Source organism: Novosphingobium sp. (assembly GCF_027486195.1).
Taxonomy (GTDB): Bacteria; Pseudomonadota; Alphaproteobacteria; order Sphingomonadales; family Sphingomonadaceae; genus Novosphingobium.
This window is the reverse complement of the sequence record NZ_JAIXPP010000029.1, coordinates 1-18,048: the sequence shown is the minus strand read 5'-3', so window position 1 is coordinate 18,048 and position 18,048 is coordinate 1. Positions and strand designations below refer to the sequence as shown.

General features: G+C 67.0%; 20 protein-coding genes, 1 tRNA gene and 1 pseudogene. 11 read left to right on the top strand and 11 right to left on the bottom strand.

Going from position 1 to position 18,048, the window contains the following annotated elements; translation table 11 throughout:
• Nucleotide 1: 1 nt before the first annotated feature.
• Both Q0071_RS06110 and Q0071_RS06105 read right to left on the bottom strand, forming a co-directional pair.
• Nucleotides 2–535 (bottom strand): heme NO-binding domain-containing protein, encoded by a 534-nt coding sequence (locus Q0071_RS06110; RefSeq protein WP_298166385.1) that lies wholly within the window; start codon nt 533–535, stop codon nt 2–4.
• Nucleotides 536–561: 26 nt separating this feature from the next.
• Nucleotides 562–807, bottom strand: coding sequence for a histidine kinase dimerization/phospho-acceptor domain-containing protein (locus tag Q0071_RS06105; protein ID WP_298166383.1), 246 nt, complete (start codon nt 805–807; stop codon nt 562–564).
• Nucleotides 808–1,054: 247 nt separating this feature from the next.
• On the opposite strand from Q0071_RS06105, the gene Q0071_RS06100 reads away from it, so the two are divergent.
• A complete protein-coding gene (locus Q0071_RS06100; protein ID WP_298166382.1) occupies nt 1,055–1,918 on the top strand; it encodes a response regulator in 864 nt (287 codons plus the stop codon).
• Nucleotides 1,919–1,947: 29 nt separating this feature from the next.
• On the opposite strand, the gene Q0071_RS06095 is transcribed toward Q0071_RS06100, so the two are convergent.
• From Q0071_RS06095 to grxC, 4 genes are all read right to left on the bottom strand, one after another.
• Nucleotides 1,948–2,024, bottom strand: a tRNA-Arg gene (locus Q0071_RS06095).
• A 48-nt stretch (nt 2,025–2,072) separates the two neighbouring features.
• Nucleotides 2,073–2,552, bottom strand: a complete 480-nt coding sequence (locus Q0071_RS06090; RefSeq protein WP_298166380.1) for a DUF1178 family protein — start codon at nt 2,550–2,552, stop codon at nt 2,073–2,075.
• Nucleotides 2,549–3,385, bottom strand: coding sequence for a carbon-nitrogen hydrolase family protein (locus Q0071_RS06085; protein WP_298166378.1), 837 nt, complete (start codon nt 3,383–3,385; stop codon nt 2,549–2,551). The genes Q0071_RS06090 and Q0071_RS06085 overlap by 4 nt, the downstream gene beginning before the upstream one ends.
• Nucleotides 3,382–3,672 carry a glutaredoxin 3 gene (gene grxC / locus Q0071_RS06080; RefSeq protein WP_298166376.1) on the bottom strand — a complete coding sequence of 97 codons (291 nt, stop codon included), beginning with the start codon at nt 3,670–3,672 and terminating at the stop codon, nt 3,382–3,384. The genes Q0071_RS06085 and grxC overlap by 4 nt, the downstream gene beginning before the upstream one ends.
• A 145-nt stretch (nt 3,673–3,817) precedes the next feature.
• On the opposite strand from grxC, the gene Q0071_RS06075 reads away from it, so the two are divergent.
• The gene (locus Q0071_RS06075) at nt 3,818–4,285 is read left to right on the top strand and encodes an Hsp20 family protein (RefSeq protein WP_298166374.1); all 468 of its coding nucleotides are present in this window, start codon (nt 3,818–3,820) and stop codon (nt 4,283–4,285) included.
• Nucleotides 4,286–4,344: 59 nt separating this feature from the next.
• Here Q0071_RS06075 and Q0071_RS06070 read toward each other — a convergent pair whose 3' ends face one another.
• The 5 genes from Q0071_RS06070 to tpiA form a co-directional block, all read right to left on the bottom strand.
• Nucleotides 4,345–5,667, bottom strand: coding sequence for an alpha-amylase family glycosyl hydrolase (locus Q0071_RS06070; RefSeq protein ID WP_298166372.1), 1,323 nt, complete (start codon nt 5,665–5,667; stop codon nt 4,345–4,347).
• A gap of 53 nt (nt 5,668–5,720) precedes the next feature.
• Complete coding sequence (locus Q0071_RS06065) at nt 5,721–6,404, bottom strand: Crp/Fnr family transcriptional regulator (protein ID WP_298166370.1); 684 nt, start codon at nt 6,402–6,404, stop codon at nt 5,721–5,723.
• A 43-nt stretch (nt 6,405–6,447) separates the two neighbouring features.
• Complete coding sequence (locus Q0071_RS06060) at nt 6,448–8,079, bottom strand: CTP synthase (protein ID WP_298166368.1); 1,632 nt, start codon at nt 8,077–8,079, stop codon at nt 6,448–6,450.
• 171 nt (nt 8,080–8,250) lie between these two features.
• On the bottom strand, nt 8,251–8,688 hold the full coding sequence (gene secG, locus Q0071_RS06055) for a preprotein translocase subunit SecG (RefSeq protein WP_298166366.1): 438 nt from the start codon (nt 8,686–8,688) through the stop codon (nt 8,251–8,253).
• Nucleotides 8,689–8,806: 118 nt separating this feature from the next.
• Complete coding sequence (gene tpiA / locus Q0071_RS06050; protein WP_298166364.1) at nt 8,807–9,571, bottom strand: triose-phosphate isomerase; 765 nt, start codon at nt 9,569–9,571, stop codon at nt 8,807–8,809.
• Between the two features lie 261 nt (nt 9,572–9,832).
• Here tpiA and Q0071_RS06045 point away from each other — a divergent pair, with 261 nt between their 5' ends.
• The 9 genes and pseudogenes from Q0071_RS06045 to Q0071_RS06005 form a co-directional block, all read left to right on the top strand.
• Entirely contained in the window at nt 9,833–11,773 is a 1,941-nt protein-coding gene (locus tag Q0071_RS06045; RefSeq protein WP_298166362.1) for a peptidylprolyl isomerase, read from the top strand.
• Between the two features lie 25 nt (nt 11,774–11,798).
• Nucleotides 11,799–13,340: a chorismate-binding protein gene (locus Q0071_RS06040; protein WP_298166414.1), complete on the top strand. Its 1,542-nt coding sequence runs from the start codon at nt 11,799–11,801 to the stop codon at nt 13,338–13,340.
• Nucleotides 13,341–13,351: 11 nt separating this feature from the next.
• Nucleotides 13,352–13,948: an aminodeoxychorismate/anthranilate synthase component II gene (locus Q0071_RS06035; protein ID WP_298166361.1), complete on the top strand. Its 597-nt coding sequence runs from the start codon at nt 13,352–13,354 to the stop codon at nt 13,946–13,948.
• Complete coding sequence (trpD, locus tag Q0071_RS06030) at nt 13,945–14,940, top strand: anthranilate phosphoribosyltransferase (protein WP_298166359.1); 996 nt, start codon at nt 13,945–13,947, stop codon at nt 14,938–14,940. Before Q0071_RS06035 ends, trpD begins: the two co-directional genes overlap by 4 nt.
• The gene (trpC, locus tag Q0071_RS06025; protein WP_298166357.1) at nt 14,937–15,725 is read left to right on the top strand and encodes an indole-3-glycerol phosphate synthase TrpC; all 789 of its coding nucleotides are present in this window, start codon (nt 14,937–14,939) and stop codon (nt 15,723–15,725) included. Before trpD ends, trpC begins: the two co-directional genes overlap by 4 nt.
• A complete protein-coding gene (locus Q0071_RS06020; protein WP_298166355.1) occupies nt 15,718–16,101 on the top strand; it encodes a reverse transcriptase-like protein in 384 nt (127 codons plus the stop codon). Before trpC ends, Q0071_RS06020 begins: the two co-directional genes overlap by 8 nt.
• A gap of 8 nt (nt 16,102–16,109) precedes the next feature.
• The gene (locus Q0071_RS06015) at nt 16,110–16,802 is read left to right on the top strand and encodes an aspartate/glutamate racemase family protein (protein ID WP_298166412.1); all 693 of its coding nucleotides are present in this window, start codon (nt 16,110–16,112) and stop codon (nt 16,800–16,802) included.
• A 160-nt stretch (nt 16,803–16,962) separates the two neighbouring features.
• Nucleotides 16,963–17,433, top strand: coding sequence for a cyclic pyranopterin monophosphate synthase MoaC (gene moaC, locus Q0071_RS06010; RefSeq protein WP_298166353.1), 471 nt, complete (start codon nt 16,963–16,965; stop codon nt 17,431–17,433).
• Nucleotides 17,430–18,048: pseudogene (locus tag Q0071_RS06005) on the top strand (molybdopterin molybdenumtransferase MoeA); the annotation flags it as partial. The gene moaC and the pseudogene Q0071_RS06005, both read left to right, overlap by 4 nt.

The following is an 18,048-nucleotide window of genomic DNA, read 5'->3' as shown; positions in this document are numbered from 1 at the left end:
CTTAGCTCCGGTCGAGATGAATGGCGAAGTCGATCGCTGTGCCTGGCCGATCGACCAGTTCAACCGTCCCAGTCTCGTTCAACCGGTCCATCAGCCCTTCGAGCAGGCCGATCACGAATGTCTCCAGCCCGGTGCGGTCAGAGCGATAGCGCACCAGCAGGCGCTCGCGCGTCTCGTCGATCAGCGTGAAGGACGGCACCCGCGCATCGGGCATCGCCAGCACTACCGAGCGGTGCATGCGGTCGAGGTTGTTGATGAAGGTGACGAGGTCCTGCCCGGTAAAGTCCATGATCGGACCGAACGAGCTCAATTCGGCAAAGCGCACCCAATAGCGCCCGAACACGCGCAGCGCCTCGTCCACCTCCATGCCGAGGTGCGCGGCCGAAGCGGATATCAGCGCAATGGTCTTGGAGTCGTCATAGACGCACAGGCTGATGAGATCGGCCGGGCCGGTTCCCGTTTCGCGCTCGACCTTGGCCCAAACCGAAGGACCGAGCCGATCGAGCATCATCTGCCGCAGGGCGCGGTGTGCCATTCCATACATGAACGTCGCGCTCCGCTTCAGGCCTGCCGCGCGGCGAGGACCGCTTCCTGTGCCGCCTCAGCCATGCGGTCGGCCAGCGTGGCGACCCGGGCCACCTGCTCGTCGATGCGGTCAAGCTTCGCAGTCAGGTACTCGGCCTGCTCGGGCGAGAGACCGGGGCACAGCGCCGAACGGAGATTGCCCGTGGCAAGACCGATCACATTGAGCGGCTGACGAAGCTCGTGCAGGCAGTTCGAAATCTGGCTTACATCCTCGATTGCCATGCGCGCTCATGTCCCCCTGAAGCGACCGCCCGCCGCACGTTGTGCACTGATCACGGAATAATAAGCATATGCGGTAGCTTAACAGTAGCCGTAAGCATAACCAGTAAGCCAATCGATCAGGATCGGTGCCAGATTGGCACCAATCTGGCGTTGATTGATGTGATTGCATTCGACATGCGCAGCTTTGGCGGGAACAAATTCCAATGCGGATGTAATTCCCCCTACAAACGATATACAACGCAGGGTCATGAACGCACGGGCGATTGCAGAGCGGGATAATGCACAGTGCCGGATCCTTGTCGTCGATGATGACCGGGCAACGGCCGAGGAGGTCGTGGAAGCCGCGCACCTGCTTGGGTACCAGTGCAGTTACGCGCTCGATGCGGCTTCTGCTCTGCGCGCAATCGCCGAGGACGAGACCATCGGCATCGTCGTGACCGACGTGCAGATGCCGGGCATGACCGGGCTTTCGCTGCTCGATGAACTCTCCTCGCGCTTCGCCTCGCAGCGGCCGCTGGTCACGCTGGTGATCACCGGTTTCGGCAGCATCGACGTCGCCGTCGCCGCCATGCGCAACGAAGCGGCCGATTTCCTCACCAAACCGGTCTCGCGCGATGATCTGGCCGCCGCGCTGCGCCGCGCCATGCGCAAGTGGCTGCGGCTGTGCGGCGAACGCTCGCTCGCCGCGCTCAGCGCCAGCCTGCGCGCCCCTGTCAGCGAAACGGGCCAGCCCGCCGCCCTCGCCGCCCCACTCGCCCCGGTCGACGATGGGGAACTGCTCAAGATCACCCGCAAGCTCGTGCGCATGCGCGAACAGCGCGGCCAGTTCCTCAATCCCGCCCTGTTTTCGGATCCGATGTGGGATATCCTGCTCGATCTTACCTCGGCCCGGCTTGAGCAAAAGACCGTTCCGGTCTCGAGCGTGTGCCAGGCCGCTGGCGTGCCGATGAGCACCGCGCTGCGCCAGATCCGCAGCCTTGTCGACATGGACCTGATCCGCCGCTGGTCCGATCCGCTCGACCGCCGCCGCGATCTCCTCGCCATCAACGACGAGGCGATGGAGGCGATGCGCCAGTACCTGACATACCTGAGAGACCGCGTCGGCGTGTGATCGCCGGGGCAACGTGCCGCGAAAAAGGGTGGTGCGCCCGGCGGGATTCGAACCCACGGCCCCCAGATTAGGAATCTGGTGCTCTATCCGGCTGAGCTACGGGCGCCCGCCTTGCCCTTTAAGGGGCAGGCTGGCGTCTGGCAATCGCGGGCAGTCAGTTCACCTCGCCGGGTGGCACCACGGGCACGATCACCGGTGCGACGGGCACGCCTTCCTCGATCAGGCTCTGCACTTCGGTGCGGCTCGCGCGGCCGTGAATCATCGCAGGATCCTTTTCGCCATAGTGCATGGCGCGCGCGTCCTCGGCGAATTTCTCGCCCACCCAGGTCGAGGACTTGAGCATCTCGCTCTGCACTGCGGCAACGGCCTTGAGCATGGCGACCGCCTCGGGCGGCAGCGGCCCGTTGGCAACCGGCTGCGGCGCATCGGGGCGCGGCGCCGCCGGAAGCGCTGGCAGCTGGTTGCCCTTGCGCGTCAGGCGCGGCGCGGAAAGCGCCTTGTCTACTTCGGGCGCGCCGCAGACCGGGCAGGTGACCAGCCCGCGCGCCTGCTGGCCGGCAAAATCATCGGAACTGGCGAACCACCCTTCGAACCGGTGTCCGCCCGCGCGGCATTCAAGATCGAATACAATCATGGTGCCCACGATGTAGGAATGGGCCGCCGGTTGGCAAGGCTGGGCACCTGCGCGCGCACCTCGGCAATTCGGGCAAGGTCGATATCGGCAAAGCCGATACCGCCCTGCTCACCCATATCGAGCACCACATCGCCCCAGGGATCGACCACCAGGCTATGGCCATAGGTCTCGCGTCCGTCCTCGTGGCGGCCGACCTGTGCGGCAGAGACGATGAATGCACTTGCTTCGATTGCCCTTGCGCGCTGCATGAGGTGCCAGTGCGCGCGGCCTGTCGGCACGGTAAATGCTGCCGGAATGGCAATGATGTCGCACTTGCGCTGGCCCAACGCCTCGAACAGCGCGGGGAAGCGGATGTCATAACAGATCGCGAGGCCAAGGCGGCCGAGCGGGGTCTCCACCGTCACCACCGCCTCGCCGGGCTGATAAGCGGCGGATTCGCGCCAGGTCTCTCCGGTCGCAAGATCGACATCGAACATGTGGATCTTGTCATAGCGCGCGGCAATCTCGCCCGCAGGGGTGATCACGAAGGCCCTGTTGGCCCAGCGCGTGCCTTCCGCTTTCACCGCAAGGCTGCCGATATGCACCCAGATGCCCGCTTTAGCTGCTGCATTGCGTACTTCGGCGAGCACCGGGCTTTCCGCCTCGGGCACCACATGCACCGACCCGCGCGCCCGGTCCCGATCGAGCAGGCCGGACATTTCGGGGGTGAACAGCATGACGGCCCCTTCCCGCGCCGCATCCTGCGCCGCACGCGCCATGGTGGCGGCATTGGCGGCGGGATCGATGCCCGTCGTCATCTGCAGCAGCGCAATGCGCCGCGTGTCAGCGCTCATGCCGCAAGCATGGGATCAAGCTTGCCCGCCGCCTCTAGCGCCGCGAGATCGTCCGAGCCGCCGACCAGTTGGCCATTGATGAAGATCTGCGGCACCGTCATCGCGCCCGGCGCGCGCGCCAGCATCTCGGCGCGCTTCTCGCCGCCGAAAGTGATGTCGTATTCGGTGGGGGTCACGCCCTTGCGGCCGAGCAGCGCCAGCGCGCGGCTGCAATAGGGGCAACCCCACTTGGTGTAGATTTCGACCGTAGCGGCCGGGGCAGCAGCAGGGGTGGCAGGATCGCTCATGGGTACCTCTTGAAAACGCAAAATCACTAACACACATGGTTGTTCGTGTCATGCGCCGCAAGGCGGGCGTGACCACAAGTGAACGGCCGGGCGCCAATTCGGGTCCGGCCAGGTTGCAGATTGCTCAAACCAGAGGATTGCTCACATGGAACGTTTCGATTTCACCCCCTACCGCCGCTCGACCGTGGGCTTTGACCGCCTGTTCGACCTGCTCGAACGCCAGGCCCGCGCCAATGCCGGTGACAACTACCCCCCGTTCAACATCGAGCGCCGCGGTGAGGACAACTACCGCATCACGCTCGCCGTTGCCGGGTTCAAGCCGCAGGATCTCGATATCACTGCGCAGCAGAACCTGCTGGTGATCAAGGGCCAGCGCGCCGAAGCGCAGGACGGCCATTTCCTCCACGTCGGCATCGCCAACCGCGCGTTCGAGCGCCGGTTCGAACTGGCCGACTTCGTCCGCGTCGATAGCGCCGACCTTGCCGATGGCCTCCTCATCATCGATCTCGTGCGGGAAGTGCCTGAAGCGATGAAGCCCAAGAAGGTGCTGATCGGCGGCAGCACTGCCAAGCCGCTAACCGTGGTCGATGGCGACGCCAGCGCAGCGGCATAACCAAACCCGTTCTCTCCAGCGGAAGGGGCGGTCCTGCAAAGGGCTGCCCCTTTTGCGTATCAGCGCGCTGCCGAAATCGCCCAGCGCCATGGCGCAAGGCTGCGGGCCTTGCCCCCCACGCTATAGCTCTGCGCCTCGGCCGAGACATTGACCTCGACGCGCACCCGGTCCTTGCCCGCGATCCGGCGGAACGCGAAGACCTTGGGATTGCCGGTCTCGATGATCTCGAGATTGCCCGAGACATGCTCGCTCGAAAGCGCCGGATGCGCGTGCTTCAGCGCCAGCAGCGAGCGGTAGAACCCCTCGCGCGGCAACTTGCCCCACTGGATCGGGTCCTTGTCGAAGAACTTGAGCCGCTTGTTCAGCGCATCCTCCTGCCCGCTGTAGACCAGCGGCATGCCCGGCAAGGTTGCCGCCAGCACCGCCATGGCATCGGCGCCTTCGCCGTAAAGCTCCTTGTCGGTGCCGTTCCACGAATTCTCGTCGTGGTTGCTGGTAAAGGTCATCCGCATCGCGCCCGCCGGATAGCGGCGCGGCGGCGCGGTGTAGAGCTTCGCCAGATCGCGCGCATCCGCCTTGCCCTTCGCCACATCGATGAGGAGGTGGTAGAGCTTCCAGTCGTAGGTCATGTCGAAGGCGCGCGCCTGCATTTCGGGCGTGTCGGCCTCGGCCAGCATGAACACCGGCTTCACCGCATCAAGCTCGCGGCGTGCCTGATCCCAGAACGCCACCGGCAGCGTCCACGCAACGTCGCAGCGAAAGCCGTCGATCCCGGTCTCGGTCAGCCAGAACTTCATCGCGCCGATCATGCCGTCCCGCACGGCCTGCTTGCTGTAGTCGAGCCCGATCACATCGGCCCAGACTTCCTCGTGGCCGTCGCTGAGGTCCTTGTAGTGATAGCCCTCAAGCGCCCCCGCTGCATTGCGCTTGTACCAATCGGGATGCTCGCGGGTCCAGACATGGTCCCACCCGGTGTGGTTCGCCACCCAGTCGAGGATGACCTTGAAGCCCTGCCGGTGCGCCTCAGCCACAAGGTGCTTGAAATCGGCCATGTCGCCGTACTCGGGGTTCACCGCCAGATAGTCGTTCACCGCATAGTAGCTGCCGAGCGAGCCCTTGCGCTCCTTCTTCGCGATGGGGTTCACCGGCATGATCCACAGCACATCCACGCCCATCCGGCGCAGGCGCGGCAAGTGCTTCTCGAAGGCGCGGAAAGTGCCCTCGGGCGTATATTGCCGGATATTGACCTCGTAGATCGTCGCCCGCTTCGACCATGTCGGATGGCGCACCTCGCTCACCCCATCCGTGATCGGCAACGGCGCGGCTGCATGGGCCAGCGTGGGAAGCGCAAGCAGCGCGGCAAGCGTGAGTTGGCGGATCATGCCGCCTTGGTTACAGCCCCCTGCCGGTGAGGCCATACGGCATTCGTATACGCTTACCAGGCCTCGGCAATATCGACGAGCGCCTCGCGGTCGAGCACCGCCACGCGCCCGCCCTTCAAGGCCACGATCCCGCCGTCCGCCCAGGCCGAAAGCTGCCGGTTGATTTGCTCGCGCGACATCCCGGCAAAGCTGCCCAGCTCGCCCTGGCTGAGCGCGATCTTGAGGCGGGTTTCCTCCTCCCCGCCCATCATCAGCCGCAGCAGGAAGCGCGCGAGGCGGGGCCCCGTGGAATAAGCGCGGTCCGCCTCGATCACCGTGTTGTTCTGCCGCAGCCGCCGCGCCATCGCCTGCAGCAGCCGCATGGCAAGCCCCTGATGCTGGCCGACGATCCCGGCAAAGGCACTGCGCGTCAACCCCAGCGCCTCGACCGGCTCGATCGCCTCGACGCTTGCCGTGCGTTCGCCGCCATCCAGAAACGCGATCTCGCCCAGCACCGCGCCCGGCTCGGCATAATCGAGCACGATCTCGCGCCCGTTCGCCGCCACCATGCTCACCCGCGCGAGGCCCTTCAGCATGATCCACAGCGTATCGCCGGGATCGCCCTGCAGGATGATCGCGCTGCCCGGCTTGAAGCTGCGCACCGTGCCGCGCGCCGCGATATCGGCCAGTTCCTCGCTCGAACACCCGGCCAGCAGGCTCGGCGCGGTCAGGGTCTGGGCAAGTGTCGCGGCGTCCATCGCATGTCCCCCTGTGACGCCGCCCGCCGGTCAGACGTGGCCCTCAGACCAATCTGGCCTGCTTCACCGCGGCGGTGATGAAGCTCTTGAACAGCGGATGCGGCTCGAACGGGCGGCTTTTGAGTTCGGGATGGAACTGCACCCCGATGAACCACGGATGGTCCGGCCGCTCGACGATTTCCGGCAACAGCCCGTCGGGCGACATGCCGGAGAACACGAGCCCTTCATGTTCCAGCCGCTCGCGGTAGGCGACGTTGACTTCATAGCGATGCCGGTGCCGTTCGCTGATCGCGTCCGCACCATAGATCTGTGCGACATGGCTGTTGCCCGAAAGCTGCGCCTCATAGGCGCCAAGCCGCATCGTGCCGCCAAGATCGCCGCCCGCCGCGCGCGTCTCAAGTCCCTCGGCCGTCATCCACTCGGTGATGATGCCCACCACCGGCTCCTCGGATGGCCCGAACTCGGTCGAGCCTGCGCCCGCGATCCCCGCGAGGTTCCGCGCGCCTTCGATGCAGGCCATCTGCATGCCAAGGCAGATGCCGAAAAACGGCACGCCGCGCTCGCGCGCAAAGCGCACGCTGGCGATCTTGCCCTCGGTCCCGCGTTCGCCGAACCCGCCAGGCACCAGAATGCCGTGCATCGGCTCCAGATGCGCTGCGATTTCGGCATCGTCCTTCTCGAAGATCTCCGCATCGATCCAGCGGATATTGACCTTCACGCGGTTGGCCATACCGCCATGGACCAGCGCTTCATTCAGCGACTTGTAGGCATCCTGCAGGCCGACATATTTGCCGACGACCCCAATGGTCACTTCGCCTTCGGGGTTCTGGTGGCGGTCGACGATATCGGTCCAGCGCAAAAGCTCCGGGCCCGGGCTCGAAAGGCCGAAATGGCGCAGCACTTCCGAATCGAGCCCCTCGCCGTGATACTGCAGCGGCACCGCATAGATGCTCTGCGCATCGAGCGCGGGGATCACCGCTTCCTTGCGCACGTTGCAGAACAGCGCGATCTTGGCGCGCTCGTTGTCCGGCAGCGGTTTTTCGCAGCGGCACAGCAGGATATCGGGCTGGATGCCAAGGCCCGTCAGCTCGCGCACCGAATGCTGGGTCGGCTTGGTCTTCAGCTCGCCCGCCGCAGCGATATAGGGCACCAGCGTCACATGGACGAAGCAGGTCGCCTCGCGCCCCAGTTCGTTGCGCATCTGGCGGATCGCCTCGATGAACGGCAGGCTCTCGATATCGCCGACCGTGCCGCCGATCTCGCAGAGCACGAAATCAAGGTCGTCGGTCTCGTCGCGCGCGAAGTTCTTGATCGCGTCGGTCACGTGCGGGATCACCTGCACCGTCGCGCCCAGATAATCGCCGCGACGCTCCTTGGCGATGATGTCGCGGTAGATGCGTCCCGAGGTGATGTTGTCAGACTGGCGCGCCGAAACCCCGGTGAAGCGCTCGTAGTGGCCGAGGTCGAGGTCCGTCTCCGCGCCGTCGTCGGTCACGAAGACCTCGCCGTGCTGATAGGGACTCATCGTGCCCGGATCGACATTGAGATAGGGATCGAACTTGCGGATCCGCACGCGGAAGCCACGCGCCTGCAGCAGGGCCGCGAGGCTCGCTGCCATGAGGCCTTTGCCAAGCGAGGAAACCACGCCGCCGGTGATGAAAATGAACCGCGCCATGGGAGGAGAGCCTTATCGTCTGAAGCTCCGGATACGCAAGCGGTCAGCGCCGGATTCCGGCTGGCAATCCACAGGCGTATCGAGCAGGCGTACACGAACAAGTGTTCCCGTCCGCCGCAAGGCGGGCAGGAACACCGCGAAAATGCTGCCGGAAAATCCGGCGGTTATGCGTTACTGCTTGGCGCCGCCGGCAAGCGGATCAGGCGCAGCGCTCTTGGCCGGTGCAGTCTTGCCGGGCGCCGCCGGAGCAGGTGCCGCCGGTGCAGGCTGGGCCTGCGCCGGGCCAGCCGCCGGTACACCCTGCGCGGGTGCGAGTGGATCGGGCGCGGGAACGGCCGGGGCCGTGCGCTGAAGCGAGGTGTCGATCTCGCGGTCCGAGGTCGTGCCCACCGCCAGCGCTGCCAGCACGATGCTGAGGCCGACAAAGGCTGTCGCCAGCACGGTTGTCGCGCGGGTCAGGAAATCGGCCGCGCCGCGCGCCGACATGAAGCCCGCCGGGCTGCCGCCAACGCCGAGGCCGCCACCTTCCGACTTCTGGATGAGGATCACGCCGACAAGCGCGGCAGCCACCAGCGCCTGCACGACGGTAAGGAAAATGAAGAGTGACATCGCGATCTGCCTGAAAAGAATGCGCCGCATCTAGGGCGACGGGACCCGCTGCGCAAGGGCGCAGCATACCCGGTCACCCTGCGCAAGGGCGCAGCATGCCCGGTCACCTGCGCGCCGCTCAGTCTTCCGGCTTCGAGGCTGCGGCCACGATCGGCAGGAAGGCATCGGCGGTCAGGCTTGCGCCGCCCACCAGCGCACCGCCCACGCCCGCCGCCGCGAGCAACCCGGCGGCGTTCTCGCCATTGACCGAGCCGCCATAGAGAATGCGGACCTTGTCCGCTTCCCCGCCGAAAATCGCGGCAAGGCGCGTCTGCACCGCCGCGTGCATGGCGATCACATCTTCCACCGCAGCGACGCGGCCCGTGCCGATCGCCCAGACCGGCTCGTAGGCCAGCGCCAGCCGCCCGGCCGCCACCGCCGCGCTTTCGCTCGCCGGAACCGAACCCTCGACCTGGCGGGAAACGACCGCCTCAGCCTTGCCAGAATCGCGTTCTTCCAGCGTCTCGCCCACGCAGATGATCACGCTGAGGCCAGCCGCCAGCGCGGCTTCGGCCTTGGCGCGCACCAGCGCGTCGTCCTCGCCGTGGTCGCGGCGGCGCTCGCTGTGGCCCAGTATCACGAAGTCTGCGCCGATATCGGCCAGCATCGCGGCGGAAACGTCACCGGTATGCGCGCCCTTGGCCGCAGTGTGGCAATCCTGCCCGCCGACGCCGATCGCGCTCACTGCCTCGCGCAGGGCCCCAAGGAACGGAAACGGCGGCGCCAGCGCGATTTCCACATCGGGATAGCGCTGCGCCGCGCGGTCGATCGCCCGCGCTTCGGCGAGCATGACCCGGCTACCGTTCATCTTCCAGTTGCCGACGATGTAGGGACGCTGGCTCATAGGACCTTGCACACGATCAATGGGTGATTCCTCATCATGTCCGGGCCGCTATCAAACCCCGGCAGGGTTTGCAAAGCGCGTCTAACGCAATGCCGGTGATTATAACTAGTAGGAGGCCCTGACATGGCTACCCGGCGGAGTGGGCCGCGCGGCCATCAAGCCGCGCAGACCATTGCGGGAATTTGCTTTGCCCCCTAATGCGCGCCAAGGATACCATCCGTCCTGATTGCTGCTAACCCTCACTACTGATGACAGGCCCCGATGCTCGGCTTAATCCGCTCTCTGACCAAGTCCCGTATCGGCGCCCTCATCGCGATGGTGTTCCTCGGGCTCATCGCGCTCTCGTTTGCGGGGGCTGACATTTCCGGGGCCAAATTCGGCGGTGCCAACAATTCTGACCGCGCGGTGACGGTCGGCTCAGCGCACATCGGCACGGTCGATGTGCAGAAGGCGATGAGCAACGCGCTCGAAAACGCCCGCGCCGATAGCCCGACGGTCACGATGAAGGACTTCGTCGCGCAAGGCGCGCTCGAACAGGTGGTCGACAGCCTGATCGACCGCGCAGCGCTGATGGAGTGGGCGGGCCAGAGCGCGGTCGGCATGGGGGTAAGCGATCGCCTGATCGACAGCGAGATTGCCAAGATGCCCGCCTTTCAGGGCGCGGACGGCAAGTTCAGCCAGGCCGCCTACAAGGCGCTGCTCGGCCAGAAGGGCATTTCCGATGCCGCGCTGCGCGACGATGTTGCCAAGGGGCTGATGGCGCGTCAGGTGCTGATCCCCGCCGGTGTCGGCGCAACGATGCCGCAGAGCGTGGTGCTGCGCTACGCCGCAGTGCTCAAGGAAACGCGCGAGGGTGCGGTCCAATTGATCCCCTCGTCCGCCTTCGCCCCCAAGACGGTGCCCACGGATGCCGATCTTGCCGCGTACTACAAGACCAATGGCGCGCGCTATCAGCGGCCGGAACGCCGCACGATCCGCTATGCGATCTTTGACGAGTCCTCGATCAAGAACGTGCCCGCGCCCAGCGATGCCGAAGTTGCCACGCGCTACAAGCTCAACGCCGCCGCCTATGCCTCGACCGAAACCCGCGCCTTCACGCAGGTGATCGTCCCGACCGAGCCCGCCGCCAAGGCGCTCGCCGCCGAAATCGCGGGTGGCAAGTCGATCGAAGCTGCCGCTGCCGCCAAGGGCCTCTCGGCCCGCAAGATCCCTGCTGCAAAGCGCGCGACGCTGGAGAGCGAAGCCTCCTCTGCTGTCGCCGCTGCCGTCTTCACGACGGCCAAGGGCGCCCTCGCCGCACCCGCCAAGGGCGCACTGGGCTGGTATGTGATCCGGATCGACAGCGTGATCCAGACCCCGGGCAAATCGCTTGATCAGGCACGCGCCGAAATCGTCGCGGCGATCGCCGCAGAAAAGCGCAAGGCCGCGCTCGCGGACCTCTCGGCCAAGTTCGACGAGGCCTTCGGCAGCGGCACCGGCCTTGGCGATGTGGCCAAGAGCGCGGGCCTCACCGTGATCACCACCGATCCGCTCGAGGCCAACGGCACGGTCCCCGGCCGTCCGGATATCAAGCCCAACGCCGATGTCACGCCGCTGCTGGCAGCCGCGTTCGGCATGGAGCGCGAAGGTGAACCGCAGGTCGCCGAGATCAAGGCGGGCGAACGTTACGTGATCTTCGATGTCGGCCAGATCACCCCCGCCGCCCCGCCGCCGCTCGCCGAAGTGAAGGACAAGGTCGCTGCCGATCTCCAGACCTCGCGCGGCTATGGCGCGGCCAAGGCGGCTACCGACAAGCTCATGGCGGCGCTCGCGAAGAAGGTGCCGCTTGCCGAGGCGATCAAGACGCTCAGCGTCGCCGTGCCCCCCGCGCAGCCGGTCAACATCCCGCGCGAACAGCTCAACGCGATGCAGCCCAAGATCCCCGCCACGCTCCAGCTGATGTTCGAGATGGCGCAGGGCACGGCCAAGAAGCTCGAAGCGCCGGACAAGGCCGGTTTCCTCGTCGTGGTCCTCAGCAAGGTCACTCCGGGTGCGGTCAAGGCGGATGATCCGTTCGTCGCCCGCGCCCGCATCGAACTGGGCCAGCTCACCGGCCGCGAATATGTCGACGAACTGCGCGCCGCCGTGCGCGAGGCAGTCGGCGTGAAGCGCAATGATGCCGCCATCTCGGCGCTGCGTACGCAGCTCATCGGCGGCCAGTAAGGCCGTGGCGGCGGCGACGGACATCATGGAGCCCGGCATCGCGGGCCTGCTGCCCGATGGCGGCACCTCCGCCCGCGCCGCGCTGGCCGCCGGCCGTTCCGCACTCGGCTGGCGCAAGCTGATCGCCGATACCGAAACCCCGGTCGGCGCCGCGCTCAAGCTCATGGTGCCGGGCCGGGGCGATTTCCTCCTCGAATCGGTCGAAGGCGGCGAAGTGCGCGGGCGCTACAGCCTGCTCGGGCTCGATCCCGATCTCGTTTTCCGCGCCGAAGGCAGCGAGGCGGTCATCAACCGCCATTGGCAGACCGACCGCGATGCCTTTGCCCCGCATCCCGAGCCCGCCCTTGCCGCCCTGCGCAGCCTCGTCGGCGAATGCCGCATCGATGTGCCCGAAGGCCTGCCCAAGTCGCTCGCCTGCCTGGTGGGCTATTTCGGCTACGAAACCATCGGCCTCGTCGAAAAGCTCCCCCGCGCCGCCGCCAGCGCGCTGGAACTGCCGGACATGCTCTTTGTCCGCCCCAGCGTCGTCCTCGTGTTCGACCGCCTCTCTGACGAACTGATCGCCGTCGCCCCGGTCTGGCCCTCCAGCCCAACGGCTCAGGGCGCGCCCGAACGCCTCGTCGCCGCTGCCGCTGACCGCATCGACGCAGCCTTGGCGCGCCTCGCTGATCCCGTTCCCGCCGATCCGCGCCTCGAAGCGGCCGAACCGGGCGAGCGTACGGCAGTCATGGCGCCTGAGGACTACGCCCGCATGGTCCTGCGCGCCAAGGAGTACATCGAGGCGGGCGACATCTTCCAGGTCGTGCTCGCCCAGCGCTTCACCGTGCCCTTCCCGCTGCCGCCCGCCGCGCTCTACCGCTCGCTGCGCCGCATCAACCCCTCACCCTTCCTCTACTTCCTCGATCTCCCCGGCTTCGCGCTGATCGGCTCGAGCCCCGAGATTCTCGTGCGCATCCGCGACGGCGAAGTCACCATCCGCCCCATCGCCGGCACCCGCCCGCGTGGGAGCACCGAGGCCGAAGACCGCGCCAACGCGCAAAGCCTCCTCGCCGATCCCAAGGAACGCGCCGAACACCTGATGCTGCTCGATCTCGGCCGCAACGATGTCGGCCGCGTCGCCGCCGCCGGCACGGTCAAGGTGACGGAGAGCTACACGATCGAGCGCTACAGCCACGTCATGCACATCGTCTCGAACGTGGTCGGCAAGCTCGACACCGCCCGCGCCGATTCGGTCGATGCCCTGTTCGCAGGCTTCCCCGCAGGCACCGTCAGCGGCGCGCCCAAGGTCCGCGCGTGCGAAGTCATCGCCGAACTCGAACCCGAAACGCGCGGCGCCTATGCCGGCGGCGTCGGCTATTTCGCCCCCGACGGCTCGGTCGACAGCTGCATCGTCCTCAGAACCGGCGTGCTCAAGGACGGCGTGCTCCATGTGCAAGCGGGTGCTGGCATCGTGGCCGACAGCATCCCCGAATACGAACAGCGCGAATGCGAAGCCAAGTCCGGCGCGCTCTTCGCCGCCGCCCGCGAGGCCCTCCGCGTCGCATCCGAACCCCGCTTCGGCCAGTAAGGCACCCCGAAATGATCCTCGTCATCGACAACTACGACAGCTTCACCTGGAACCTCGTCCACTATCTCATGGAAATGGGCGCGAAGGTGGAGGTCGTGCGCAACGATGCGATGTCCGCCGGGCAGGCCATCTCGACCGGCGCGCAAGGGTTCCTGGTCTCGCCCGGCCCCTGCACGCCCAACGAGGCGGGGATCAGCCTCGATCTCGTCGGCGCGGCGGCGGATGCGGGCGTGCCGCTGCTCGGCGTGTGCCTTGGCCACCAGTCGATCGGCCAGTACTTCGGCGGGCAGGTCGTGCGCGGCGGGCTGATGCACGGCAAGACTTCGCCCGTCACGCACGATGGCACCGGCCTCTTCGCCGGCCTCCCCTCGCCCTTCACCGCCACGCGCTATCACAGCCTCGTGGTCGAGAACGTGCCCGAGAGCCTCGTCATCAACGCCACCTCGGACGACGGCCACGCCATGGGCTTCCGCCACGCCTCGCTCCCGATCCACGGCGTGCAGTTCCACCCCGAATCGATCGCGACCGAGCATGGCCACGCACTGCTCGCCAACTTCCTGAAGATGTGCGGCATCACCGCCAAGATGCCCACCCACCTCGCTGCATGACCTCGCTACCCGAAGTTGCTCCGACGCCGCTTGAAGAAGCGGAGGCAGAGGCCGCGTTCAGCGCGATCCTCGATGGCACCGTGCCGGACGAGAGCATCGCCCCCTTCCTCGTCGCGCTTACCGAACGCGGCGAAACCGCCAGCGAGATCGCCGGCGCCGCCCGCGCCATGCGCGCCCGCATGATCCCGATCAGCGCGCCCGAGGGTGCCATCGACGTCTGCGGCACCGGCGGCGATGGCCACCATACGCTCAATGTCTCGACTGCCGTCAGCCTCGTCGTCGCGGCCTGCGGCGTCCCCGTCGCCAAGCACGGCAACCGCGCCGCCAGCAGCAAGGCGGGCGCGGCGGATACCCTCGAAGCGCTCGGCCTCAATCTCGACCGCGCCGCCGAAACCGCCGAACTCACGCTGAACGATCTCGGCATCTGCTTCCTCTTTGCGCAGAAGCACCATCCGGCGCTGGCGCGCATCGCGCCGATCCGCAAGGCACTCGGCCGCCGCACGATCTTCAACCTCATGGGACCGCTCGCCAATCCGGCAAGGGTTCGCCGCCAGCTCGTTGGCATCGCCCGGCCCGCCTATGTGCCGATCTACGCCGAGGCGATCCGCCGCCTCGGCACCGAGCACAGCCTTGTCGTCTCGGGCGACGAAGGGCTCGACGAGCTGAGCCTTGCAGGCGGTAACGAACTCGCCGAAGTGAAGGACAGCAACGTCCTGATGCGCCGCGTCACGCCCGCCGATGCCGGCCTTGCCAGTGCCCCGGTCGAGGCGCTGCGCGGCGGCGATCCCGCCTACAACGCCGCCGCCCTGCGCGCACTGCTGCAAGGCGAACCCGGCCCCTACCGCGACGCCGTCCTTTTCAGCTCTGCCGCCGCGCTGATGATCGCGGGCGAGGCGGCCGATTGGCACGAAGGGGTAGAGGAAGCCGCCGAAGCCATCGACAAAGGTCTTGCCAACGCGCTCCTCAACTGCTGGATCGCTGCCCTCAAATGACCGACACCCTCACCACAATCATGGCGACCAAGCGCGAGGAAGTCGCCGTCCGCAAGGCCGCGTCCACGCTCGCCGATCTTGCCGCGCGCGCTGCCGAACAAACTGCCCCGCGCGGCTTTGAAGCGGCCCTGCGCGCCCGCGCCGAAACCGGTTTTGCCCTCATCGCCGAAATCAAGAAGGCCAGCCCCTCCAAGGGCCTGATCCGCGCCGATTTCGATCCCCCCGCGCATGCCCGCGCCTACGAGGCAGGCGGCGCCACCTGCCTCTCGATCCTCACCGATGCGCCCTATTTCCAGGGCCACGAGGATTACCTCATCGCCGCCCGCGCTGCCTGCGCCCTGCCGGTGCTGCGCAAGGATTTCATGGTAGATCCGTGGCAGTGCGCCGAGGCCCGCGCCATCGGGGCGGATGCGATCCTCATCATCGTCGCCGCGCTCGATGATGGCCAGATGGCCGAAATCGAAATGGCCGCGCGCGAACACGGCATGGACGTCCTCGTCGAAGTCCACAACGAGGCCGAAATGGAGCGCGCCGCGCGCCTCCAGTCGCGCCTTATCGGGGTCAACAACCGCGATCTGAAGCGCTTCGTCACCGATCTCGGCACCACTGCTCGCCTCGCCCCGCTCGCGCCCGAAGGCACGCTGCTGGTCGCCGAAAGCGGCATCGGCGGGCACGCGGATGTGCTGACGCTCGCGGCAGCAGGCGCCAAGGCTTTCCTTGTCGGCGAAAGCCTGATGCGCCATGACGACGTGACCGCCGCCACCCGCGTCCTCCTCGGTGCCTGAAGGCCCGCTCAAGCTGTTCTTCGACGGCGGCTGCCGCCCAAACCCCGGCATGATGGAGACCGCCGTCGCCGCGCGCGGGCAGGTCTGGCACCGCCCTGCCATCGGGCACGGCACCAACGATCAGGCCGAATGGCAGGCCCTGCTCGACGCGCTTGATGTGGCGGGCGAACTCGGCGCGACGGATATCGTCCTGCTCGGCGATTCCGCGCTGGTTGTTGCGCAGGCCAGCGGTACTCTGAAGCCCCGCCCCGCTTTCGCGGGGTTCCATGGCCGCTTTCAGGAACAGTCCGCGCGCTTCACCCGTATACGCATCCGGCGGATCAAGCGCGCGCAGAACCTCGCCGGAATCGCTCTCGCAAAGGCAAGGCCCCGATGACGACACGCATGAAAACGCTGGGCCTTATCGGCGGGATGAGCTGGGAGAGCACGTCCGAATACTACCGCCTGATCAATCAGGGCGTGCGTGACCGGCTGGGACCCAAGGCCTCCGCCCGGCTGGCGCTGTGGTCATTCGATTTTGCCGAGATCGCGGCGTTGCAGGCGGCTGGCGAGTGGCACGCGCTCGATGCGCTGATGGTCGATGCCGCCCGCCGTCTCGAGGCCGCGGGCGCCGAACTCCTGCTGATCTGCACCAATTCCGTGCACAAGTCCGCCCCTGCCATCGAGGCCGCAAGCGCGTTGCCGCTGCTCCACATCGTCGATCCCTGCGCTGCAGCGCTCAAGGCCGATGGGCACGCGAGGGTCGGCCTCCTCGGCACCGCCTTCACCATGGAACAGACCTTCTACCGCGCGCGCCTCGAAGAGCAGCACGGCCTTGAAGTGCTGATCCCCGAAGCAGACGACCGCGCCGAGGTCCACCGCGTGATCTACGAGGAACTGGTCGCAGGCAGGATCGAGCCCAGTTCCCGCGAAGCCTATCGCGGCGTCATTGCGCGCCTCGCCGCACGCGGCGCGACTGCCATCATCCTCGGCTGCACCGAAATCATGCTTCTCATCGGCCCCGAGGACAGCCCGGTGCCACTCTACGACACGACCCGCCTTCATGCCGAAGCTGCCGTCATGCTGGCGCTGGCCTGACGTTTTTGCGTCTGTCCTACTCCGCGCCACTATGGCATCACCGCCGCATGAAACCGCGCATTTCCTTGGCTCCTGAAGCTTCCGCCGGCCCCGCATCTCCGGCCCCCGAGTTTTCGCTCAGGACTGTGTCAACTGTGGCAACCTGTTGGATTTCACACCTGTGAGCGAGCTGACCCACCTCGATTCGCAAGGCCGTGCGCGCATGGTCGATGTCGGCGGCAAGGCAGAGACGCAGCGCGTCGCCGTCGCCCTCGGGCGTATCCGCATGAATGCCGCCACGCTCGCCGCGCTGCGTGATGGCAAGACGCCCAAGGGCGACGTCCTCGCCGTGGCGCGCATCGCCGGGATCATGGCGGCGAAGCGTACCGCCGAGCTGATTCCGCTCTGCCACCCGCTGGCGCTCGATGCCGTCAGTGTCGAGTTTGCTTTTGTGGAAGACGGCGTCGAGGCCCGCGCCACCGCCTCGCTCACCGGGCGCACCGGGGTCGAGATGGAAGCGCTGACCGCCGTCTCGGTCGCGCTCCTCACGGTCTACGACATGGCCAAGGCCATCGACAAAGCCATGGTGATCGATGGCGTGCGCCTGATCGAGAAGCGCGGCGGCAAATCGGGCGACTGGCGCGCGCCATGAGCGAACCGCAGACGCCGCAGCGCCCCAACCCGCCCTTGGCGCTTGAGGAAGCGCAGCGCCGCCTGATGGCGATTGCCCCGGTGCTGCCGATCGAGCACCGTGCCACTGCCGATTGCCTGGGCTTCCACCTCGCCGAGCCGCTGACCGCGCTGCGCACCCAGCCCGCCGCCGATGTCTCTGCGATGGACGGCTACGCCCTGCGCGCCGCCGATCTGCCCGGCCCCTGGCGCGTGATCGGCGAAAGCGCGGCCGGACGGCCTTTCTCCGGCACAGTCGGCCCCGGCGAAGCGGCTCGCATCAGCACCGGCGCGCTTGTCCCCGCTGGCGCAGACACGGTCCTCATTCAGGAAGACGCCGCGCGCGAGGGTGACAGCCTGACCCTCACCGGCACGCCGCCCGAGCCCCCGCACCGCCATATCCGCCCAGCTGGCATGGACTTCCACCGCGGCGATGTCCTGATGGCCCCCGGCACGAAGATCGGCGCCGCGCAGATCGCGCTCGCGCTCACCGCGGGCCACGCGCATCTGCCCGTGCGCCGTCAGCTCCATCTTGCGGTGATCGACGGCGGTGACGAGCTTGCTGCGCCCGGTGCTGAACTTGCAGATCACCAGCTGC